This is a genomic window from Actinoplanes ianthinogenes, assembly GCF_018324205.1.
In the GTDB taxonomy this organism is placed as follows: Bacteria; Actinomycetota; Actinomycetes; order Mycobacteriales; family Micromonosporaceae; genus Actinoplanes; species Actinoplanes ianthinogenes.
This window is the reverse complement of record NZ_AP023356.1, coordinates 4,303,900-4,324,630: the sequence shown is the minus strand read 5'-3', so window position 1 is coordinate 4,324,630 and position 20,731 is coordinate 4,303,900. Positions and strand designations below refer to the sequence as shown.

Genomic DNA, 20,731 nt, shown 5'->3' with positions numbered 1-20,731 from the left:
GGCCGCAGCCGCGCGGCCGGCGCATCGATTTCAGGGGGAACCGGGTGACCGGACAGATCACGCTGACCGGGCTGCGAGCCCGCGGCCACCACGGCGTCTACGACTTCGAACGCGAGCAGGGCCAGGAGTTCGTCGTCGACGTCCGGCTCGACCTGGACCTGAGCCGGGCCGCCGCCACCGACGACGTGGCCGACACCGTGCACTACGGCGAGCTGGCCACCGCCCTGGTCGGCGTGCTCACCGGCGAGCCGGTCAACCTGCTGGAGCGGCTCGCCGACCGGCTGCTCGACGTCTGCCTGGCCGACCCGCGGGTGGCCGCCGCCGAGGTCACCGTGCACAAGCCGCAGGCCCCGATCCCGCACGAGTTCGCCGACGTCGCGGTCACCCTGCGGAAGGCGCGCGCGTGAGCCGGGCCGTCCTCTCCGCCGGGAGCAACCTGGGTGACCGGCTCGCCCACCTGCGGGCCGCGGTGGCCCTGCTCGGCGGGAGCGTCCGGGCGGTCTCCGGGGTCTACGAGACACCGCCGTGGGGCGACACGGAGCAACCGGCGTACCTCAATGCGGTGATCCTGGTGGAGGATGCCGCCGCCGCTCCGCATGATTGGCTGGAGCGGGCCCGGGCTTGTGAGGCGGCCGAAGGCCGCGAGCGGGATCCGGAGCGCCGGTTCGGACCGCGCACCCTGGACGTCGACGTGATCGCCGTGTGGGACGCCGACGGCCGGCCGGTCGTCTCGGACGACCCCGAGCTGACGCTCCCGCACCCGCGAGCCCATCTGCGCGCCTTCGTGCTGCGCCCGTGGCTCGACGTGCAACCGGCCGGCGAGCTGCCCGGGCACGGGCGGGCGGCCGATCTGCTCGGCGCGCCCGAACTCGCCGCCGACGTCGCCGGAGTGACCTCACGTCCGGATCTGTCGCTAGAGTCGATGGCGTGAGCGCCAACCCCGACGACTCCCCACCCGGACGCCGGACCGATCCGTCACTGCATCCGACGAGCGCCTCCGCCCTGGTGCTGGCCGCGCTGATCGGTGCCGCGCTGGGCTGGCTGCTGCTCGGCTACAACCAGCTGTTCTACAAGCTCACCCCGCTGCCCTGGACGGCGGCGGTGGTGCTGGTCGCGCTCGCCATCACCGAGGGTTATCTGGCGCAGAACACCGCGGCCCGGATCCAGCGCCGCCCCGGCGCCCTGCCGGTCGAGCCGCTGCTGGTCGCCCGTTACGTCGCGCTCGCCAAGGCGTCCTCCCTGGTCGGCGCGCTCACCCTGGGCTTCTCCGCCGGGGTGCTGGCCTGGCTGGTGCTGGAGCCCACCGACGCCGCCAAGTCGGACCTGCCCACGGTGGCCACCACGCTGGTCGGGGCCGCCGCTCTGGTCGGCGCCGCGCTCTGGCTGGAGCGGTCCTGCCGCGTTCCGGATCGGCCCGATCACCAGGACGACGACTCGGACCGCCCGTCTGGACGACGTTGACTACCGTCGAAGCCTCAAAGCGTTAAGGGTTGTGAACTGAGGCCGTCCCGTATCCGTATCCTCTCCGGCGGGCGACCTGACCCGGAGTAGCGTGCGCCTCGACCGCTCGTGGAGGCGTAAGGAGGCGCGGACCATGGCGTACGACGATACGACCACCCGGCAGCCGGGCGAGAGCACCGGCGAGTCCGATCCGGCCGCGTACCGGCGCCGGGTGCAGTTCGACGACACCGCCGGTGGCACCCTCGACCAGTCGTTGCGCGCCCCGGTCAGCGCCGCGCCCGCCACTCCGATCACCGACGACGGCCGCGACCGGCTCGGCGTCCACCTCGGCTGGGAGGTCGTCCTCCTGGTCGTCGCCGGTGTGCTCGGCTTCCTGCTCTGGCGCGAGGACGGCGCCGCCATGCAGCGCCCCGCGCTGGACGCCCTGCTGGTCACCGGCGCCGCGATCGGCCTGATCACGCTCGGCGCCGGGCTGTCCCTGCGAGCCGGCGTGCCGAACCTCGCGATCGGCCCGATCGTGCTGGCCGCCGAGTTCCAGTTCGCCGAGAACGGGGACAAGGGCCTGGTCCAGGCGCTGGTCCCGGCCCTGATCATCGCGGCAGCGGGTGGCCTGGTGGTCGGCCTGCTGATCCTGGTGCTGCACGTGCCCGGCTGGGCGGCCACGCTGGCCGCCGCGTTCGGGGTGATCACGTTCGACCAGCTCCGGGTCGGCGCGGTTGCGGTGCAGGGCACCTGGGAGCCCAGCGACCGGGCGTTCCTGCTGTTCGGCGGCTTCGCGATCCTGGCGGTGCTGGGCGGCGGGCTGGGCGCGATCGGCCCGGTGCGGCGGTTCTTCGGCCGGATGCGCCCGGTCGGTGACCCGGCCGGCCGGCGTGGCCCCGCGGTGGTGCTGCCGGTGCTGCTGGCCCTGATCGTCTCCTCGGTCTTCGCGGCCGGCGCCGGCGTCATCCTGGCCGGTCAGTCGGCCGGCCCGATCCAGCCCGGCACCGGCCTGGAGTGGACCGGCATCGGCCTGGGCCTGGCGCTGCTCGGCGGGACCAGCGCGTACGGCCGGCGCGGCGGCATCTTCGGCACGCTCTTCGCGGTCATGGCGCTGACCATCTTCCTGGACTACCAGAGCCGGAGGAATCTGGACATCGCGCTCTTCGCGATCGCCGGCACGGTGTTCGCGGCCGGCCTGGTGGCCACCCGGATCGTCGAGTCGTACGGGCGGCTGGCCACCGCCGCCAGGTCCGAGGACTGGAACACCGCGCCGTCCAGCGGCCTGAGCAACTGGTCGCCCACCCTGCCGGAGACCTGGAACACCCCGGCCGCCCCGCCGGCCCGCAGCGACCGTTGGGACGACGGACCCTGGGGCGCCACCCGTTGACCGTATGATTTCGGACATGACCCTGCCCGGCTTCGCCGAACTGGACGCCCTGCCCACTGAGGAGCTGCGCGAGCGCGCCTTCGCCAAGGCCCGCGAGAAGCGCGACGTCCGTTTCTTCTGGTCGGTGCTGAAACACCTGCCGGACGCCGATCAGGCCGCCGCGCTGGACGGGGCGCCGAACTCGATCGGCCCGACCGTGGACGAGGCGGTCGCCCTCTGGCGCGAGCTGGAGGGCCGTGATCTCGGCGAGCAGGAGCCGCTGCTGCGAGCCGCCTTCATCGACTATCTGTCAAAGTAGTGACACTCGGTCACTGAGGCGACACGCATCGTTTGATGCCATGACCCCGCTGGGAAATAGGGGCCATGGCAACCGAGAGCAGGTTCAAGACCGCACCGGGCGCGGGCACCCTCGCCGCGTTCCTGCTGGTTCTGATCTTCGGCAGTCCCTGGTACGGGGACTGGGTGAACAGCAGTGTCGACGGCGACACTGGGCTCGGCTGGTGGCTGCGCCTGCTGCACTGGCCGGCGTGGAAATTCGACAGTGGGGACTCACTGCGCGGCGTGATCGTCGGCGATCTCCGCGCGATCCTGGTGGTCGTGCTGACCCTGGTCTTCCTGATCCTGCTGCCCGGCTCGCAACTGGCGCGAGCCCGCGGCACGATCAGTCAGTTCCTGGCCGGCTGGGCCGCGTACATCTTCGCGGGCGCGTTCGCCGCCCTGCTCGCCATGCTGTTCTTCACCGACCCCTCGCTGCTCGGCGCCATGCGGGCGAGCAGCTCCGGTGCCACCTACGGCCTGTTCATCGGCTGGATCGTCGGCCTGGCCACCCTGGGCGGCCGGCGCGGCGCTGCCGATTAGACCACCGTCTCCGCCGGGGTCTCGAAGACGGCCGTCCGGGTCACCTGACCGACCGGGCGGCCGTTCTCCGTCACCAGGACCGTGGTGGCGTCCTCGGTGAGCATCACGGCGAGGGCGTCGTGCAGGGTGGCGGCGGCGTCCACGCTCGGCAGATCCTTCGCGGCACCGTCGACGGCGGCCATCACCTCGCGGACCGGGGTCACGGCCAGCCGCCGGATGCCACGGTCGGCGCCGACGAAGTCCCGCACCTCGGCCGACGCGGGGCGGCTCAGCAGCTCGGCCGGTGTCGCGTACTGAAGCAGGCGGCCGCCCTCGGCCAGCACCGCGATCCGGTCGCCCATCCGGACCGCCTCGTCGATGTCGTGGGTGACCAGCACGATCGTCTTGCGCACGGTGGCCTGCAGGCGCAGGAACTCCTCCTGCAACCGGGCCCGCACGATCGGGTCGACCGCCGAGAACGGCTCGTCCATCAGCAGCACCAGCGGGTCGGCGGCGAGCGCCCGGGCCACGCCGACCCGCTGCCGCTGGCCGCCGGAGAGCTCGTGCGGGAAGCGCTTGCCGTACCGGGCCGGGTCCAGACCGACCAGCTCCAGCAACTCGTCGGCGCGCGCGTTGATCCGCTTGCGGTCCCAGCCGAGCAGTTTCGCCACCGTGCCGACGTTGGCCCGGACCGTCTGGTGCGGGAACAGCCCGACGTTCTGGATCACGTAGCCGATCTGCCGGCGCAGCTGCACCGGATCCTGTTTCAGGACGTTGCGGCCGTCGATGGTGATCTCACCGCGGGTCGGCTCGATCAGCCGGTTGATCATGCGCAGGATGGTCGACTTCCCGGAGCCGGAGGCGCCGATCAGCACCGCCAGCTCGCCGGCCCGCACCTCCAGGCTGAAGTCCTCGACGGCGACCGTGCCGTCCGGGTACACCTTGCCGACGTCCGCCAGGGTGATCGATGCCGCGGTAGCGTCCACGTATGTCTCTCCTGTCCTGGGGCCCGGCATCGCTGACACCGGTGGCCGCACCCGCCGATGACGGCCCGGGGAATCCGTGGTTCTCCTGGCGGTACGTCACCGAGAACGCCGACGCGATCGGCACCGCCCTGCGTTTCCACGCCGGGCTGACCGCGCAGACCGTGCTCATCGCGCTGCTGGTCGCCGTGCCGCTCGCCGTCGTCGCCTACTGGATCAGACCGCTGACCGCGCCGATTCTCGCACTCTCCGGCATTCTCTACACGATCCCTTCGCTGGCGCTGCTCTCCCTGCTGGCCCCGCTGGTCGGCACCACCAGCACCACCTCGGTCCTGATCGCCCTGGTGCTGTACGCGCTGCTGGTCCTGGTCCGCAACTCGCTGGCCGGGCTGACCCAGGTCCCGGCCGAGGTCATCGAGGCGGCGACCGGGATGGGATACGGCCGGTTCGGCCGGCTGTGGCGGGTCGAGCTGCCGCTGGCGCTCCCCGGCATCCTGACCGGGCTGCGTCTGGCCACCGTCTCCACTGTGGCACTTGTCACGGTCGGCTCGCTGATCGGGCAGGGCGGCCTGGGTGATCTCATCCTGGGCGGTTTCCGGAACAACTTCTACAAAGCGGAGATCATGACCGGGACGGTGCTCTGCGTGGGTCTGGCCCTGATCCTCGACCTGCTGCTGTCCGGGCTGGGCCGGCTGCTCACCCCGTGGACCCGGGGACGTGCGGCGTGAGCTATTTCAACGAGGGGTTCACCTGGCTCAACGACCCGCTCAACTGGACCAACCCGGGCGGCCTGCTGGACCGCCTGACCGAGCACCTGGTGATCAGTTTCTGGGCGGTGCTGCTCGGCTGCGTGATCGGCTGGCCGCTGGGCATCTGGCTCGGGCACCGCGGCAAGGGCGGCGGCCCGGTGGTCACCGCGGCCAACCTCACCCTGGCCATCCCGACCCTGGCGCTGCTCACCATCCTGCCGCTGACCCCGCTCGGCTTCGGCAAGCCGCCGGTCGTGGTGGCCCTGGCCGTCTTCGCGGTGCCGCCGCTGCTGGCGAACGCGTACACCGGCCTGCGCTCGATCGACCCGGAGACCCGGGAGGCGGCCCGCGGCATGGGCCTCTCCGGCGGGCAGCTGCTGCGCCAGGTGGAGCTGCCGCTGTCGGTGCCCTATCTGGCCGCCGGCCTGCGCACCGCGTCGGTCCAGGTGGTCGCGACCGCGGCGCTGGCCGCCCTGGTCAACGGCGGTGGGCTGGGCCAGATCATCAGCGCCGGCTTCGGGATCGGGATGAGCAACGGCGGCGGTGGCCAGATTGTCGCCGGGGGCCTGGCGGTGGCGCTGCTCGCACTTCTCGTCGAGGGTCTGCTGGCCCTCGTCCAGCGTCTGGTTACGCCCCCCGCCCTGCGGGTACGGAAGCGACGCCGGACCGCTGTGACGGTAAGCACCGGATAACGCTCCGGCATCAAAAGCTGATCTTGTCATACCCCCTTGATAGGAATGACCAGGACTGCACGTGGGCAGTGCACCTTGGCTGCCCCGTCGGACACGCGGCGTCGTCATCCGGGCGGCGCCGGGACACAGAAGGCGGCAGTAATGCGTCGAAACCTTTTCCGTACGGCCGGAGCCCTCGCCGCGGCCGTCGTCGTCCTTGCCGGCTGCGGTGAGGCGGGCTCCTCCGGCACCGAAGCGCCTCCGTCCGCCGCGGCTGCTGGTGGCCAGGGCTGCGCCCCGGTCGCCGGCGACAAGCTGGTCGTCCTCACCGACGACAAGAAACTGCAGAACACCGACAACGTCATCCCCGCGATCAACAAGAAGGCGTCCACGCCCGAGCTGATCGCTGCCCTGGACAAGGTGTCCGCGGCGCTCGACACCACCAAGCTGATCGAGCTCAACAAGGCCGTCGACATCGACCGCAAGTCGTCCAAGGCCGCCGCCCAGGACTTCGCCACGGCGAACAACCTGACCGACGGCATCGCCAAGGGCAAGGGCGGCGCCATCACCGTCGGCGCGGCGAACTTCGCGGAGAACGCGACCCTCGGCGAGCTCTACAGCATCGTCCTCACCGCCGCCGGCTACACCGTGAAGGTGCAGCAGATCGGCAACCGTGAGCTCTACGAGCCCGCCCTGGAGAAGGGCGACATCCAGGTCGTCCCGGAGTACGCCGCAACCCTGGCCTACTTCCTGGCCGGCAAGGTCGACGGCAAGGACGCCAAGGACCCGTCCTCGCCCGATCTGGACGCCACCGTCGCCGGCCTGACCACCCTGGGTGAGAAGCGCGGCCTGGTCTTCGGCAAGGCCAGCTCGGCGCAGGACCAGAACGCGTTCGCGGTGTCCGCCCCGTTCGCCCAGAAGTACGGTCTGACCACCCTCTCCGACCTGGCGAGCAAGTGCTCCGGCACGGCCACGGTGCTGGGCGGCCCGGCCGAGTGCCCGCAGCGTCCGAAGTGCCAGCAGGGCCTGGTCGAGGTCTACAACTTCCAGGCCGGCCGGTTCGACACCCTGGACGCGGGCGGCCCGCTCACCAAGAACGCGCTGAAGCAGGGCACCATCTCGGTCGGCCTGGTCTTCAGCTCGGACGGCGCGCTGGCCGCCGGCTGATCCACAGACCGGACAGCGCCTCATCCGTCCGGTCACGATCGGCTGAACGATGCGTCGAACGCCGGGTCGGTGTATGCCACCCGGCGTTCGGCCGTTTCGTCCCCGGCGCACTCTCGGTAACATCAGCGCCCATGCCGGAACGGGACTCCCAAGCGGGACACAGCGCACGCCTGCTCCGCGGCCTCGTCTGGGCGGGTGTCATCCTCGCCCCGCTCGCGGCCGCCGTCGTGCTGCTCGGCGGGAACTCGAACTCGGTGCGGTTCGCGGTGCTGCTGATCGCGGTCAGCGTCGTGCTGATCGGCGCGTCGGTGCTGATCCGCACCGATCCGGTGCTGCTCCGGATGGACGTCGAGGACCGCGTCGCCGAGGAGATGGACAGCCTCCGCAAGCAGCTGATGGCGGAGATCTCGGCGCAGGCCGCCACGCAGCCGGGGCCGGATCCGAACCGGCCGCCGCTGACCCCGCGCAAGCCCGGCGGGCGGGCACAGGTCGCGGCCGGTGCTCCCGTCGGCAGTCACGGTCCGCAGCCGGTCCGGGGCGCTGAGCACGCACCGGAGTTCGGCTCGGGTAACGGCTCGGGCTTTTTCGCCGACCAGCCGGACTTCGACAACCAGCAGCCCTTCGAGGACCAGCAGCCCTTCGAGGACCAGCCCGGCTACAGCGACCAGCCCGGTTTCATCGACCAGCCCGGCTTCCACGGCCGGCCCGGTTACAACGGTCAGCCGGATTTCATCGACCAGCCGGGTTTCAACGGCCAGCCGGACTTCAACGACCAGCCGGGCTTCGAGGAGCCGACCACCTACGGCCCCGGCCCGGACGGCTACGCCGACCAGGGCTACCCGGACCAGCAGGACGGCGAGTACTACGAGGAGCCCGCCCGCCCCACCGGTGGCCGTGCCGTGGTCGCCGGCAGCGCCCGCCCGATGTCCCCGAGTGCCCCCTCCGGTCGAGCCTCGGCCGCGGTCCCGGCCGCCGGTTCCGCCCCGGTCGGCGCGGCCTCCGTGCCCAGCGCGCCCATGCCGCGCCAGCGTGGCGCGGCTTCCGTCCCAGCCCCCGCCGCCGGCGCCGCCCGGGTCGGGGTCGCGCCTGCGTCCGGCGCGGCCCGGGTCGGGGCCGCGCCTGCGTCCGGAGCCGCTCGGGTCGGGGTCGCGCCCCCGTCCGGCGCCGCCCGGGTGGCCGTCGCACCCCAGTCCGGACAGGGCGGCCCGGTCTACGGCTCCGGCGGCCACGCCCCGGTCCCCGCCGATGCCCCACCACCTCGCGCCTCGGCCGCCGTCCGCCCGGGCCCCACCTACGGCCGACCAGAAGCCCCGGCCACCGGCTATCCCAGCCCGGCCAGCGGTGCCGACTTCGGCCCAGGCTACGGCGCCCCACACGACAGCTACGGCCCCGCAGACTACGGCGACCCGGCCAACGGATACGCCGACCCCGACGGTTACGCAGACCCGAACGGCTATGTAGACCCGAACGGCTACGCGGATCCGAACGGCTACCCCGACCCGAACGGCTACCTCGACCCGAACGGCTACGAGTCGGACAGCGGCGGCTACTCGCCCGGCGACTACGCCGACGCGGACTCAGGCCAGTACAAGGCCCGCCGCCACCGCCCCTCGGCCAACGACACCAACGTCGGCTCGCTGGCCGATTTCGCCAACATGCCCGGTTACCGCGGCGACGCCCCGGCGCAGGGCAACTGGTGACCCCCGCCCGGCGGCGGTCACTTGTCGATGTCGCCGACGACGAAGAACATCGACCCGAGGATCGCGATCAGGTCGGGCACCAGGCACCCCGGGATCAGCGTCGCCAGCGCCTGCACGTTCGCGTAGGACGCCGTCCGCAGCTTCAACCGCCACGGCGTCTTCTCCCCGCGGGACACCAGGTAGTACCCGTTCACCCCGAGCGGGTTCTCGGTCCACGCGTAGGTGTGCCCCTCCGGCGCCTTCACCACCTTGGGCAGCCGCACGTTGACCGGGCCGCCGGTCCGGTCCACCCGCTCCAGGCACTGCTCGACCAGGTCGAGCGACACCGCGACCTGCTCCAGCAGCACCTCGAACCGCGCGTGACAGTCCCCGGCCGTCCGGGTCACCACGGGCACGTCGAGCTGGTCGTAGAACAGGTAGGGCTCGTCCCGGCGTACGTCGAAATCCAGACCGCTGGCCCGCGCCACCGGCCCGGACGCTCCGAAGGCGGCGGCGTCAGCCGCCGACAGGACGCCGACCCCGACCGTGCGCGCCAGGAAGATGTCGTTCTTGTGGATCACGCCGGCCAGGTCGGGCATCCGCCGCCGGACCGCGCCGACCGCCTGCCGGGCCCGCTTCGTCCACCCGGCCGGGACCTCCTCCTTCAGCCCGCCGACCCGGTTGAACATGTAGTGGATCCGACCGCCGGAGACCTCCTCCATCACGGCCTGCAGCGTCTCCCGCTCCCGGAACGCGTAGAACATCGGCGTGATCGCGCCGATCTCCAGCGGGTAGGAACCGAGGAACATCAGATGGTTCAGCACCCGGTTCAGCTCGGCGAGGGCCATCCGCAGCCAGACCGCCCGCTCCGGCACCTCGATGCCCATCAGCCGCTCGACCGCGAGCACCACGCCCAGCTCGTTGGAGAACGCGGACAGCCAGTCGTGCCGGTTCGCCAGCATGATGATCTGCCGGTAGTCCCGCACCTCGAACAGCTTCTCCGCGCCCCGGTGCATGTATCCCACGACCGGCTCGCAGGCGACCACGCGCTCCCCGTCCAGGGTCAGCTTGAGCCGCAGCACCCCGTGCGTCGACGGGTGCTGCGGCCCGATGTTCAGCACCATGTCCGCCGTCTCGAGCCCGGCCCCGGTCCCCACGGTCATCTCGCGCAGCGCGTCCGTCACCCCCGCATCGTCGCACGCCCCCACGCTCCGGCTCCGGCCCAGGCAGACCCCTTTCCACCCGGAGATCCTTTTCGGTACGGGTACCGCCGCCCGCCGCGGCGATCCGCGCACAGGCCGCAACCACACCGGGCCGCGCCGCACGTCCCGGCGATCCGTGCTTACGGCGCGCCGTTGCTGGTTCTGGGTCGCGGCGCACGTCCTGGTGATCCGTGCTCCCGGGGCGCGGCGTTGCTTGTTCCGGGTCGCGGTGCACGTCCTGGTGATTCGTGGTCATGGTGCGGCGTTGCCGGTTCTGGGTCGCGGCACACGTCCCGGCGATCCGTGGTCATGGTGCGGCGTTGCTGGTTCCGGCCGCGGTGCACGTCCTGGCGATCTGTGGTCATGGTGCGGCGTTGCTGGTCAGGGCCGCAGTGCCCTCCGGCGACCCGCGCCCATCGGGTGCCAGCCGATCAGGTCAGCGGCAGGTCGATGCCGATCGGGTGCCACAGCCACCAGTGGTCGCCGAGTCCGCTCGACGAGGTCAGCTCGGCGGCCGCGCCGGCCGACGAGAGGGCCCGCAGATAGGCCGCCGGATCGCTGCCGGCCAGGGCGAGCGGTGGTCGCGCGCCGCTGACCCCGAGCGCTTGCAGGGCCGCACGCTGACGGACCATTTCGTACGGATAACCGCTCGCGCTCGCCACCGCGTCGATGGCGACGTGCGCTGTCACGTCGCAGCCCCCGTCCGGCACCGGCGCGACCTGCCGTCCGTCCCGGAAGCCGGTCAGGCTGCCGAACGGCGGTCGCTCGTCCCGCCGATGCCCGTAGTCGACGCACAGCGCCGCACCCCGCCGCACCCGGCTGACCGCTTCCGCCCAGGCCGCGTCCCGCGGCGCGCCGATCTCCACCCGCCCCGGCCCCGGCCACCACCGAGCCGACCAGAACACCTCGGCCGGATCCGCCGGGCCGCCCAGCGTCTCCGCGCCGGTGTGCCGATCGACCAGCACCTTGCGCAGCCGTCCGTGCTCGTCGGCCTCGACCACGTCGAGCGGAACGTTGTCCAGCCACTCGGTGGCCACCAGCAGCCCGGTCACCGCCTCCGGAACGTCCCGCCGCCAGCGGATCGCCGGATTCAGCCCGCCGGGGCGCGGCGCCATCTCGACCGCCACCGGCCGCACCCGCCCGGCCAGCCCGCCGGGCAGCATCGCGCACAGCGCGCTGAGCAGCTCGCCCCGCCCGGCCCCGACGTCCACCAGATCGAATCGGGCTGGCCGCCCGAGCGCCGCGTCCACCCGCTCCACGAGCCGTGCCAGCGCCCCGGCAAACAGCGGTGAAGCATGCACGCTGGTCCGGAAGTGATCAGCAGGCCCGGACCGCGGCCGCACGAAGAACCCATCCGGCCCGTAGAGCGCGGACTGCATCGCCAGCCGCCATCCGATCCCCACCACCTCGCCACCCTAAGCCCGCCTCTCCCGACGCCCGCCATTCCGCGCCTCCCGCTCCGATGGGCGGTGCCGGTTGCCGCACTGCCCATCGTGGTGCCCCAACCGCCCCCGCTCGCGCCCAGAGCCGTTGTCCGGGGCGAGATTCGAACTCGAAGCGCCAGACAAGACCAAGCTGGCGCCCACGGCCCCGTCCCGGCTCCGGATAGGGCCATGAGGACCAGCCGGAGCCGTCGGGCTGGCCCCCATGGCCCCGTCGCGGCTCCGGATAGGGCCATCAGCGCCAGCTGGAGGTGTCGGGCTGGCGCCCATGGCCCTGTCGCGGCTTCGGGTAGGGCCGTCAGGGCCAGCCGGAGCCGTCGGGCTGGCCCCCACGGCCCCATCCCGGCTCTGGATAGGGCCACCACGGCCAGCTGGAGCTGTCGGTGTCGGGCTGGCGCCCATGGCCCCATCCCGGCTCCGGATAGGGCCATGAGGACCAGCCGGAGCCGTCGGGCTGGCGCCCATGGCCCTGTCGTGGCTTCGGGTAGGGCCGTCAGGGCCAGCTGGAGTTGTCGGGCTGGTGCTCATGGCCCTGTCGCGGCTTCGGATAGGGCCGTCAGGGCCAGCTGGAGGTGTCGGGCTGGCGCTCATGGCCCTGTCGCGGGTCCGGATAGGGCCATGAGGGCCAGCTGGGGGGTGCACCACCTGGCAGGTGACTTGGTGACGGTGGGGAGCTGCGGGCGTACCGGAGAAGCGGAGCTCGGTCGGCGAGTGGACCGCGGACCAGGGCGGGCACACCGGGTTTGACCGAGTAGGCCGTCCGCCGCCGGAACCAGCAACGCGGGGTTGACGGCTCCGGGGACTGGCGGGGCCGGCCGGCCGGCGGCTGATGCGGTGATGTGGGCCGCATGACGAGGCGGGCGCTCAGCGGACAACCCCGTCGGCCGAACGGGGGAGGCGGTGCCGGTGCCGTTGTTCACAGGCGGTTGCTACGAGCGTGTTACGACGGCGCATACTGGCGCTCGACCGGTACCCCGACATGAGGACTGGATCTGATGAGCGTATTGACCGTCGGCGTGGTCGGCGCCGGCCGGGTGGGCGCTGTGCTGGGTGCGGCGTTGCAGCGGGCCGGGCACCGGGTGGTCGCCGCCGCCGCTGTCTCCGCGGCGTCGCGGGAGCGGGCCGCGCGCCTGCTGCCGGAGGCCGCGATCCTGCCCGCCGACGAGGTCGCCCGGGCCGCCACCGATCTGTTGCTGCTCGCCGTGCCGGACGACGCCCTGAAAAGCGTGGTCGCCGGCTTGAACAGCACCGGTGCGCTGCGACCGGACCAGATTGTGGCGCACACCTCCGGGGCTCACGGACTCGACGTTCTGGGCGATGTGAACGGCATGGCCCTGCACCCCGCGATGACCTTCACCGGCGCGGACTCCGACCTGGCCCGGCTGCCGGGCATCGCCTGGGGGGTGACCACCCGGGACCGGGCGTTCGCCACCCGGCTGGTCGCCGACCTGGGCGGCGCGCCGGAGTGGATCGCCGAGGACGCCCGGCCGGTCTACCACGCGGCTCTCGCGCACGGGGCCAACCACCTGGTCACCCTGGTCAACGAGGCGGCCGACACGCTGCGCGCGGCCGGGGTCGCCGAGCCGTCGCGGGTGCTCGCTCCGCTGCTGACCGCGGCGCTGGACAACGCGCTGCGGATGGGCGACGCCGCGCTGACCGGGCCGGTGTCCCGCGGTGACGCCGGCACCGTGGCCAAGCATCTGGCGCGGATGCCGGAGCGGGCGGTCCCGGCGTACCTCGCCCTGGCCCGACGGACCGCGGACCGCGCCCTCGCGGCCGGACGGCTGCGCCCGCAGGACGCCGCGGCCCTTCTCGACGTCTTGTTCGCCGGCGGCGACAGCACCGGCCATCCGGCCGGGACCAGCACCGGCCACCCGGCCGGGACCAGCACCGCAAGCAGTGCCGAAAGCACGGTAGGGAGCCTCGCGTGACCCAGGTGGCGCACACCCGCGACGAGCTGGCCGCCGCGCTGCCGGCCGCCGGGCAGGAGATCGCGGTCGTGATGACCATGGGCGCGCTGCACGAGGGGCACCGGCAGCTGATCCGGGTGGCCCGGGAGCGGTCCGCGTTCGTGGTCGTGACGATCTTCGTGAACCCGCTCCAGTTCGGGCCGAGCGAGGACTTCGAGAAGTACCCGCGGACGCTGGAGGCCGACCTCGAGGCCTGCCGGGCCGAGGGCGCCGCGGTGGTCTTCGCGCCGGGCCGGGACGACGTGTACCCGGGCGGGGCGCCGTCGATCACGATGAACCCGGGCGCGCTTGGCGAGATCCTGGAGGGGGCGAGCCGGCCCGGCCACTTCTCCGGGATGCTCACCGTGGTGGAGAAGCTGCTCCGCCTGACCCGGGCGGACGTCGCCTACTTCGGGGAGAAGGACTTCCAGCAGCTCGCACTGATCCGGCGCATGGTGGTGGACCTGGAGCTGGGCGTCGAGATCGTGGGCGTGCCGACCGTACGGGAAACTGATGGTCTGGCGCTCAGCAGCCGCAACCGGTACCTCTCCCCGGAGGAGCGGAAATCCGCTCTGGCCCTGTCTCGCGCGTTGCGCGAGGGCGCGACGCATAGCGACGCGACGGCGATCCTGGCGGCCGCCGGAAAGATTCTGGCGGACGAGCCTGGCGTACGCGTCGACTACCTCGAACTGACCGGCCCGGACCTGGGCGCGGTCCCGGCCGACGGCCCGGCTCGCCTGCTGGTGGCCGCCAAGGTCGGCGCCACCCGTCTGATCGACAACGTCCCGATCGTTCTCCGGAAGGAAGCCTGATGCTCCGCACCATGCTGAAGTCGAAGATCCACCGGGCCACCGTGACGCAGGCCGACCTGCATTACGTCGGCTCGGTGACCGTCGACCTCGACCTGATGGAGGCGGCCGATCTGCTGCCCGGTGAGCAGGTGGCGATCGTCGACGTGACCAACGGGGCGCGGCTGGAGACCTACGTGATCCCGGGTGAGCGGGGCAGCGGCGTGATCGGCATCAACGGCGCCGCCGCGCACCTGGTGCACCCGGGTGACCTGGTCATCCTGATCTCCTACGGGCAGATGGACAACGCCGAGGCGCGGGAGTACCAGCCGCGCGTGGTGCACGTGGACGCGGACAACCGGGTGATCGAGCTGGGCGCCGACCCGGCCGAGGCGGTCGCGGGCATGGCCGACGACCTGGTCCGGGGAGATCTGACCCTGTCCGTCCGTTGATCTTAGGGTGACTTTCCCGAACGCCGCCGACGAACCGCTCCGATCACCATATGATCGATAAATCGGACATCGGCGGCGTGCGGGAGGCTCCTTCATGCGACACTGGCGTGCCCGACCGGGCCCGGGCCTCGGCTTCGACCTGGCAGCCACGCTGGGTCTGATGCTGCTCGTCGCCGCCGGATGCGGTAACCCCGGACGCGTCGACGGCAACCTCACCAACGACTGGGGCGCGATGCCCCCGGCGACCGGGTTCGAACCGATGGCCGCCACCTGCCACCTGGCCAACTTCGCGGCGACCGGGCCCCGCGCCACCTACGAGGAGGTGGACTGCTCGGTGCAGCACCGCACCGAGACGGTCTACGTGGGCACCTACACCGGGACGGCCGCGGACGCCGAGCAGCCGCCGGTCGAGACCTCGTCCGGGGCGCGCGCGGCGTACCACACCTGCGACGAGAAGACGACCGCGTACGTCGGCGCACCGTGGCGCACCGCGCGGCTCTGGATCGGGGTGACCCACCCGTCCCCGGCGGCCTGGTCCGGCGGCTCCCGCTGGTTCCGGTGCGACGTCGTCGAGCTCGACTCGATCGAGGACAACGGCGCGCTGGTCGAGCGGCAGGGCAGCCTGCGCGGGGCGCTGGCCACGAGTTCCGACCTGGCGCTCGGCTGTTACGCGATCAAGCTGGACGACAACGGCGCGATCGACACCATGCCGCCGGCGAACTGCACCGACAAGCACAACGCCGAGTTCGCCGGGGTCTGGGACGCGCCGGCCGACGCGTCGTACCCCAAGGGCGACGCGGCCTGGGAGGAGTTCCACGACGGCTGCCGGACCGTGGTGTCCGCGTACACCGGCGTGCCCGACGACAAGAACCTGCAGTACCGCACCGGCGTGGTCTCGCTGCCGGGCAACACGGACGTCTGGGCCCAGGGTGACCGCGGCGTGCGCTGTTACCTCTGGCTGGACGGCGCCGAGCTGACCTCGACCCTGAAGGGCAAGGGGACCAAGGCCCTTCCGGTCCAGTACAAGTAACGGTGACCACTGATGGTGCCCCCGGCGTGACGGGTGCGCAGGGGCGGAGTGTACTGACACACATGTCACCTCTCGCGGATCTGCCGGCCCTACCGCGCCGGCTCGCCGCCGCCGAGCCGGGCTGGACCGAGACCACCGACGTCGTGGTGGTCGGGTCCGGCATCGCCGGGTTGACCGCCGCACTGCACCTGCGCGAGCAGGGCCTGCACGTCACGGTGGTCACCAAGGTCAACATCGACGACGGCTCCACGCGCTGGGCGCAGGGCGGGATCGCCGCGGTGCTCGACCCGCTGGACACGCCACAGGCGCACGCGTACGACACCGAGATCGCCGGAGTCGGGCTGTGCGACCCGGAGGCGGTGAAAGCGCTGGTCGAGGAGGGTCCGGCGCGGGTTCGCGAGCTGATCCGCCGGGGCGCCGAGTTCGACCGCAACCCGGACGGCTCGCTGATGCTGACCCGCGAGGGCGGCCACCGGGCGGACCGGATCGTGCACGCCGGCGGCGACGCCACCGGCGCCGAGGTGCAGCGCGCGCTGCACGCCGCGGTCCGCCGCGACCCGTGGATCCGGCTGGTCGAGCACGCCCTGGTGCTGGACCTGCTGCGCGCCGCCGACGGCCGCGCCTGCGGGATCACCCTGCACGTGCTGGGCGAGGGCTCGGAGGACGGCGTGGGCGCCGTGCTGGCCCGCGCGGTCGTGCTGGCCACCGGCGGGATGGGGCAGATCTTCTCGTCCACCACGAACCCGTCGGTCTCCACCGGCGACGGCGTGGCGCTCGCGCTGCGGGCCGGCGCCGAGGTGACCGACGTGGAGTTCGTCCAGTTCCATCCGACGTCGTTCGTCACCTCCGGGCTGAACTCGGTGCAGCGGCCGCTGATCTCCGAGGCGTTGCGCGGCGAGGGGGCGTACCTGGTCGACGAGAACGGCGAGCGGTTCATGGTCGGGCAGCACGAGCTGGCCGAGCTGGCCCCGCGCGACGTGGTGGCCAAGGGCATCTACCGCGTGCTGCGGGCCACCGGCGCGGACCACGTCTATCTGGACGCCCGGCACCTGGGCAAGGAGTTCCTGGAGCACCGCTTCCCGACCATCATGGCCTCCACCCGGAGCGCCGGGGTGGACCCGGCGACCGAGCTGATCCCGGTCGCGCCGGCCGCGCACTACGCGTCCGGCGGGGTCCGCACCGACCTTCAGGGGCGCACCAGCATCCCGGGGCTGTACGCCTGCGGCGAGGTGGCCTGCACCGGCGTGCACGGCGCCAACCGGCTGGCCAGCAACTCGCTGCTGGAGGGCCTGGTGTTCGCCAAGCGGATCGCCGACGACATCGGCCGTGACCTGCCGGCCCAGGCCGACCCGGTGCGGACGAACATGACGCCGGCCTGGGTGGCCGACGCGGCGATCCGGTCCGAGGTGCAGCGCACCATGACCCGCGGCGCCGGGGTGCTGCGCTCGGCCGACTCGCTGGACACCGCGGCCAAGGAGCTGTCCCGGCTGGCCGAGTCCCGGTCCACCCCGAACACCGCGGCCTGGGAGGCGACCAACCTGCTCACCGTCGCGGCGGCGCTGGTGGCGTCGGCGTGCAGCCGCCGGGAGACCCGCGGCTGCCACTGGCGTGAGGACTACCCGACCGCGGCCGACGAGTGGCGCGGCCACCTGCTCAACTCGATTTCCTCTGACGGCAGCATGACCCAGGACTTCCAGGAGATGGCGTGATCGACTTCGGGTTGGACTTCGCGGAGGTCCAGCGGATCGTGCTCACCGCGCTCGCCGAGGACCTCGGCACCCCGCCGCGCGATGTGACCAGCGAGTCCACCATCCCGGCCGAGCAGGTGGACACCGCCGAGCTGGTGGCCCGGGCGGACGGCGTGGTGGCCGGCCTGCCGGTGGCCGCCGAGGTCTTCGCGGTCACCTCGCAGGGGCACGCCGAGTTCCGGCAGATCGTCGGCGAGGGCGACCGGGTCGAGCGGGGCGAGGTGCTGGCCGTGGTGACCGGGCCGACCCGGGCGCTGCTCACCGCCGAGCGCACCGCGCTGAACCTGATCAGCCGGATGTCCGGGGTGGCCACCCACACCCGCAAGTGGGCCGACGAGCTGGCCGGCAGCAAGGCGACGGTGCTGGACACCCGCAAGACCACGCCCGGCCTGCGGTCGCTGGAGAAGTACGCGGTCCGGGTCGGCGGCGGCACCAACAAGCGGATGGGCCTGTACGACGTCGCCATGATCAAGGACAACCACAAGCTGGCGGCCGGCAGCATCACCGCCGCGTACCGGCTGGTCCGGGAGACCTTCCCGGACGTGGACGTGCAGGTCGAGGTGACCACGCTGGCCGAGGCGCAGGAGGCGGTGGCGGCCGGCGCCGGTTTCCTGCTCTGCGACAACATGACGCCGGAGCTGCTCACCGAGGTGGTCGCCGCGATCGCCGGGCGGGCCGAGCTGGAGGCCACCGGGAACCTGACGCTGGCCACCGCGGCGGCCTACGCGGCGACCGGGGTGGACTACCTGTCGGTCGGCGGGCTCACCCACTCGTCGCCGATCCTGGACATCGCCCTCGACCTGCGCCCCCGCTGAGCGAGCACGGGAGCTGGGACGCGTACAAATAAGCGTCTTGATTTTGATTCTTAGGGGCATCCGTGCTGCTTTGCATTGACATCGGCAACACCAACACCGTGCTGGCGACCTTCGACGGCGACAAGCTGGTGCACAACTGGCGGATCAAGACCGACGCCGCCTCGACCGCGGACGAGCTCGGCCTGATGTTCCGCGGCCTGCTGGCCGGGGACGCGGTGGAGATCACCGGGGTGGCCGCCTGCTCCACGGTGCCCGCCGCGCTGCGCAACCTGCGCACGATGCTGAAGCGGTACTACGGCGACGTGCCCAGCGTGATCGTCGAGCCGGGTGTGAAGACCGGGGTGCAGCTGGCCATCGACAACCCGAAGGAGGTGGGCGCCGACCGGGTGGTGAACACGCTCGCGGCGCACGCCCTCTACGGCGGACCGTCGATCGTGGTCGACTTCGGCACCACCACCAACTTCGACCTGATCAGCGCGAAAGGCGAGTTCCTCGGCGGCGCCTTCGCCCCCGGCATCGAGATCTCCTTCGACGCGCTCGCCGCCCGCGCCGCCCAGCTGCGCAAGGTGGAGCCGACCAAGCCGCGCTCGGTGATCGGCAAGAACACCGTGGAGTGCTTGCAGGCCGGGCTCTACTACGGGTTCGGCGGCCAGGTGGACCGGATCGTCGAGCGGATGATCGAGGAGATCGGCCCGGTCCGCGCGGTGATCGCCACCGGTGGCCTGGCCTGGCTGGTGAAGGACGAGTGCCGCACGCTGACCGCGCACGAGCCGATGATCACGCTGATCGGGCTCCGGATGGTATATGAGCGGAACGTCTGAACACGGCTGAGTAGGCTTTCCAGGTCTCGCAAACCCCCACTACACAGGAAGACCGTGCCGTGACCGAGCAGAACGTGCCAGTGACCGATCCCGCCGACGACCTACCCGAGCAGATGAAGGTCCGCCGGGCGAAGCGGGACCAGTTGCTGGCGAAGGGCGTCGCGCCCTACCCGGTCACCGTCGCCCGGACGACCACCCTGGCCCAGATCCGCTCCCAGTACGCGGAGCTGCCGACCGACACCGCCACCGGCGACCAGGTCAGCGTCACCGGCCGGGTGATCTTCATTCGGAACGGTGGCAAGCTCTGCTTCGTCACCCTGCGGGAGGGGGACGGCACCGAGCTCCAGGCGATGCTCTCGCTGGACAAGGTCGGCGCCGAGGCCCTGGAGGACTGGAAGCGGCTGGTCGACCTGGGCGACCTGGTCGCGATCACCGGTGAGGTGATCACCAGCCGGCGCGGTGAGCTCTCCGTTCTCGCCGATTCCTGGTCGATGAGCGCCAAGGCGCTGCGCCCGCTTCCGGTCGCGCACAAGCCGCTTTCCGAGGAAACCCGGGTGCGGCAGCGCTATGTCGATCTCATCGTCCGGCCGCAGGCCAGGGACACGGTGCGTACCCGCGCAACCGTGGTCCGTAGCCTTCGCGAGTCGCTGTTCCGCCGCAATTACCTCGAGGTGGAAACGCCGATGTTGCAGTTGCTGCACGGCGGCGCGGCGGCCCGTCCGTTTGTGACGCACAGCAACGCACTGGATACGGATCTTTATCTGCGGATCGCGCCGGAACTGTTTTTGAAGCGCGCGGTGGTCGGTGGCATCGACCGAGTGTTCGAGATCAACAGGAACTTCCGTAATGAGGGTATGGACTCCACGCACTCTCCGGAGTTCGCCATGCTCGAGGCGTATCAGGCGTATGCCGACTACAACGTGATGCAGGTCCAGGTGCGGGAGTGGATTCAGGAGGCCGCGCAGGCGGTCGCCGGTTCGCACGTGGTCACCCACTACGACGGCACCGAGCTCGACCTCGGCGGCGAGTGGCGGCAGATCACCCTGTTCGGGGCGATCTCCGAGGCGCTCGGCGAGGAGGTCACCATCGAGACCGACCTGGCCCAGCTCCAGCGGTACGCGGAGAAGGTGCAGCTCGGCATCGACCCCAAGTGGAGCGCCGGAAAGCTCGCCGAGGAGCTGTTCGAGCACCTCGTTCAGCACACTCTGCAGGCGCCCACATTCGTCCGGGACTACCCGGAGGAGACCGCGCCGCTGACCGCCGCGCACCGCGAGACGCCCGGCCTCACCGAGAAGTGGGACCTGTACGTCGGCGGCTTCGAACTCGCCACCGCCTATTCCGAGCTGGTCGACCCGGTGGTCCAGCGGGAACGGCTGCACGCCCAGTCGTTGCTGGCCGCCGGTGGCGATGCCGAGGCGATGCAGCTCGACGAGGATTTCCTCCGGGCCATGGAGTACGGAATGCCGCCGACCGGTGGCATGGGAATGGGAATCGACCGGCTGTTGATGGCGCTCACCGGCCTGGGCATTCGGGAAACGATCCTCTTCCCGTTGGTCCGCCCGGAGTAG

General features: G+C 71.9%; 21 protein-coding genes. 18 read left to right on the top strand and 3 right to left on the bottom strand.

Annotation, left to right across the window (positions count from 1 at the left end; translation table 11 throughout):
• Nucleotides 1-44: 44 nt before the first annotated feature.
• From folB to Aiant_RS19435, 6 genes are all read left to right on the top strand, one after another.
• Entirely contained in the window at nt 45-407 is a 363-nt protein-coding gene (gene folB / locus Aiant_RS19460) for a dihydroneopterin aldolase (protein ID WP_189332294.1), read from the top strand.
• A complete protein-coding gene (folK, locus tag Aiant_RS19455; protein ID WP_189332295.1) occupies nt 404-931 on the top strand; it encodes a 2-amino-4-hydroxy-6-hydroxymethyldihydropteridine diphosphokinase in 528 nt (175 codons plus the stop codon). Before folB ends, folK begins: the two co-directional genes overlap by 4 nt.
• The gene (locus Aiant_RS19450) at nt 928-1,461 is read left to right on the top strand and encodes a DUF3180 domain-containing protein (RefSeq protein WP_229830421.1); all 534 of its coding nucleotides are present in this window, start codon (nt 928-930) and stop codon (nt 1,459-1,461) included. Before folK ends, Aiant_RS19450 begins: the two co-directional genes overlap by 4 nt.
• A gap of 133 nt (nt 1,462-1,594) precedes the next feature.
• A complete protein-coding gene (locus Aiant_RS19445) occupies nt 1,595-2,830 on the top strand; it encodes an ABC transporter permease (protein ID WP_189332296.1) in 1,236 nt (411 codons plus the stop codon).
• Between the two features lie 16 nt (nt 2,831-2,846).
• Nucleotides 2,847-3,128: a hypothetical protein gene (locus Aiant_RS19440; RefSeq protein ID WP_425322677.1), complete on the top strand. Its 282-nt coding sequence runs from the start codon at nt 2,847-2,849 to the stop codon at nt 3,126-3,128.
• 65 nt (nt 3,129-3,193) lie between these two features.
• Entirely contained in the window at nt 3,194-3,688 is a 495-nt protein-coding gene (locus Aiant_RS19435; protein ID WP_189332298.1) for a hypothetical protein, read from the top strand.
• Here Aiant_RS19435 and Aiant_RS19430 read toward each other — a convergent pair.
• On the bottom strand, nt 3,685-4,683 hold the full coding sequence (locus Aiant_RS19430) for an ABC transporter ATP-binding protein (protein WP_189332299.1): 999 nt from the start codon (nt 4,681-4,683) through the stop codon (nt 3,685-3,687). The two genes, Aiant_RS19435 and Aiant_RS19430, sit on opposite strands and share 4 nt — an antisense overlap.
• On the opposite strand from Aiant_RS19430, the gene Aiant_RS19425 reads away from it, so the two are divergent.
• The 4 genes from Aiant_RS19425 (at nt 4,656) to Aiant_RS19410 (ending at nt 8,937) form a co-directional block, all read left to right on the top strand.
• Entirely contained in the window at nt 4,656-5,378 is a 723-nt protein-coding gene (locus Aiant_RS19425) for an ABC transporter permease (protein WP_189332300.1), read from the top strand. The two genes, Aiant_RS19430 and Aiant_RS19425, sit on opposite strands and share 28 nt — an antisense overlap.
• Nucleotides 5,375-6,091, top strand: a complete 717-nt coding sequence (locus Aiant_RS19420) for an ABC transporter permease (protein WP_189332301.1) — start codon at nt 5,375-5,377, stop codon at nt 6,089-6,091. The genes Aiant_RS19425 and Aiant_RS19420 overlap by 4 nt, the downstream gene beginning before the upstream one ends.
• Before the next feature lie 141 nt (nt 6,092-6,232).
• The gene (locus tag Aiant_RS19415) at nt 6,233-7,237 is read left to right on the top strand and encodes a glycine betaine ABC transporter substrate-binding protein (protein ID WP_189332302.1); all 1,005 of its coding nucleotides are present in this window, start codon (nt 6,233-6,235) and stop codon (nt 7,235-7,237) included.
• 131 nt (nt 7,238-7,368) lie between these two features.
• Nucleotides 7,369-8,937: a hypothetical protein gene (locus tag Aiant_RS19410; RefSeq protein WP_189332303.1), complete on the top strand. Its 1,569-nt coding sequence runs from the start codon at nt 7,369-7,371 to the stop codon at nt 8,935-8,937.
• A gap of 17 nt (nt 8,938-8,954) precedes the next feature.
• On the opposite strand, the gene Aiant_RS19405 is transcribed toward Aiant_RS19410, so the two are convergent.
• Both Aiant_RS19405 and Aiant_RS19400 read right to left on the bottom strand, forming a co-directional pair.
• Nucleotides 8,955-10,079 carry an NADH-quinone oxidoreductase subunit D gene (locus Aiant_RS19405; RefSeq protein WP_189332362.1) on the bottom strand — a complete coding sequence of 375 codons (1,125 nt, stop codon included), beginning with the start codon at nt 10,077-10,079 and terminating at the stop codon, nt 8,955-8,957.
• Nucleotides 10,080-10,549: 470 nt separating this feature from the next.
• A complete protein-coding gene (locus Aiant_RS19400) occupies nt 10,550-11,521 on the bottom strand; it encodes an SAM-dependent methyltransferase (RefSeq protein WP_280528273.1) in 972 nt (323 codons plus the stop codon).
• A gap of 1,034 nt (nt 11,522-12,555) precedes the next feature.
• Between Aiant_RS19400 and Aiant_RS19395 the strand changes: the two genes are divergently transcribed.
• From Aiant_RS19395 to lysS, 8 genes are all read left to right on the top strand, one after another.
• Complete coding sequence (locus Aiant_RS19395) at nt 12,556-13,491, top strand: Rossmann-like and DUF2520 domain-containing protein (protein WP_189332304.1); 936 nt, start codon at nt 12,556-12,558, stop codon at nt 13,489-13,491.
• Nucleotides 13,488-14,321: a pantoate--beta-alanine ligase gene (gene panC, locus Aiant_RS19390; RefSeq protein ID WP_189332305.1), complete on the top strand. Its 834-nt coding sequence runs from the start codon at nt 13,488-13,490 to the stop codon at nt 14,319-14,321. The genes Aiant_RS19395 and panC overlap by 4 nt, the downstream gene beginning before the upstream one ends.
• Entirely contained in the window at nt 14,321-14,749 is a 429-nt protein-coding gene (gene panD / locus Aiant_RS19385) for an aspartate 1-decarboxylase (protein WP_189332306.1), read from the top strand. Before panC ends, panD begins: the two co-directional genes overlap by 1 nt.
• A 94-nt stretch (nt 14,750-14,843) precedes the next feature.
• Complete coding sequence (locus Aiant_RS19380; RefSeq protein WP_189332307.1) at nt 14,844-15,779, top strand: septum formation family protein; 936 nt, start codon at nt 14,844-14,846, stop codon at nt 15,777-15,779.
• A 62-nt stretch (nt 15,780-15,841) separates the two neighbouring features.
• A complete protein-coding gene (locus tag Aiant_RS19375; RefSeq protein ID WP_189332308.1) occupies nt 15,842-17,488 on the top strand; it encodes an L-aspartate oxidase in 1,647 nt (548 codons plus the stop codon).
• Nucleotides 17,485-18,342 carry a carboxylating nicotinate-nucleotide diphosphorylase gene (gene nadC, locus Aiant_RS19370; RefSeq protein ID WP_189332309.1) on the top strand — a complete coding sequence of 286 codons (858 nt, stop codon included), beginning with the start codon at nt 17,485-17,487 and terminating at the stop codon, nt 18,340-18,342. The genes Aiant_RS19375 and nadC overlap by 4 nt, the downstream gene beginning before the upstream one ends.
• 62 nt (nt 18,343-18,404) lie before the next feature.
• Nucleotides 18,405-19,163, top strand: a complete 759-nt coding sequence (locus Aiant_RS19365) for a type III pantothenate kinase (RefSeq protein ID WP_189332310.1) — start codon at nt 18,405-18,407, stop codon at nt 19,161-19,163.
• 59 nt (nt 19,164-19,222) lie between these two features.
• Nucleotides 19,223-20,731 carry a lysine--tRNA ligase gene (lysS, locus tag Aiant_RS19360; protein WP_189332311.1) on the top strand — a complete coding sequence of 503 codons (1,509 nt, stop codon included), beginning with the start codon at nt 19,223-19,225 and terminating at the stop codon, nt 20,729-20,731.

Excerpts from the sequence above, each read along its gene's own strand:
- Aiant_RS19375 (WP_189332308.1), top strand. The coding sequence starts at position 15,842 with ATGTCACCTCTCGCGGATCTGCCGGCCCTACCGCGCCGGCTCGCCGCC.
- Aiant_RS19435 (WP_189332298.1), top strand. The coding sequence starts at position 3,194 with ATGGCAACCGAGAGCAGGTTCAAGACCGCACCGGGCGCGGGCACCCTC.
- Aiant_RS19395 (WP_189332304.1), top strand. The coding sequence starts at position 12,556 with ATGAGCGTATTGACCGTCGGCGTGGTCGGCGCCGGCCGGGTGGGCGCT.
- Aiant_RS19410 (WP_189332303.1), top strand. The coding sequence starts at position 7,369 with ATGCCGGAACGGGACTCCCAAGCGGGACACAGCGCACGCCTGCTCCGC.
- Aiant_RS19445 (WP_189332296.1), top strand. The coding sequence starts at position 1,595 with ATGGCGTACGACGATACGACCACCCGGCAGCCGGGCGAGAGCACCGGC.
- Aiant_RS19405 (WP_189332362.1), bottom strand. The coding sequence starts at position 10,079 with ATGACCGTGGGGACCGGGGCCGGGCTCGAGACGGCGGACATGGTGCTG.
- Aiant_RS19415 (WP_189332302.1), top strand. The coding sequence starts at position 6,233 with ATGCGTCGAAACCTTTTCCGTACGGCCGGAGCCCTCGCCGCGGCCGTC.
- Aiant_RS19425 (WP_189332300.1), top strand. The coding sequence starts at position 4,656 with ATGTCTCTCCTGTCCTGGGGCCCGGCATCGCTGACACCGGTGGCCGCA.
- Aiant_RS19380 (WP_189332307.1), top strand. The coding sequence starts at position 14,844 with ATGCGACACTGGCGTGCCCGACCGGGCCCGGGCCTCGGCTTCGACCTG.
- Aiant_RS19440 (WP_425322677.1), top strand. The coding sequence starts at position 2,847 with ATGACCCTGCCCGGCTTCGCCGAACTGGACGCCCTGCCCACTGAGGAG.
- Aiant_RS19430 (WP_189332299.1), bottom strand. The coding sequence starts at position 4,683 with ATGCCGGGCCCCAGGACAGGAGAGACATACGTGGACGCTACCGCGGCA.
- panD (WP_189332306.1), top strand. The coding sequence starts at position 14,321 with ATGCTCCGCACCATGCTGAAGTCGAAGATCCACCGGGCCACCGTGACG.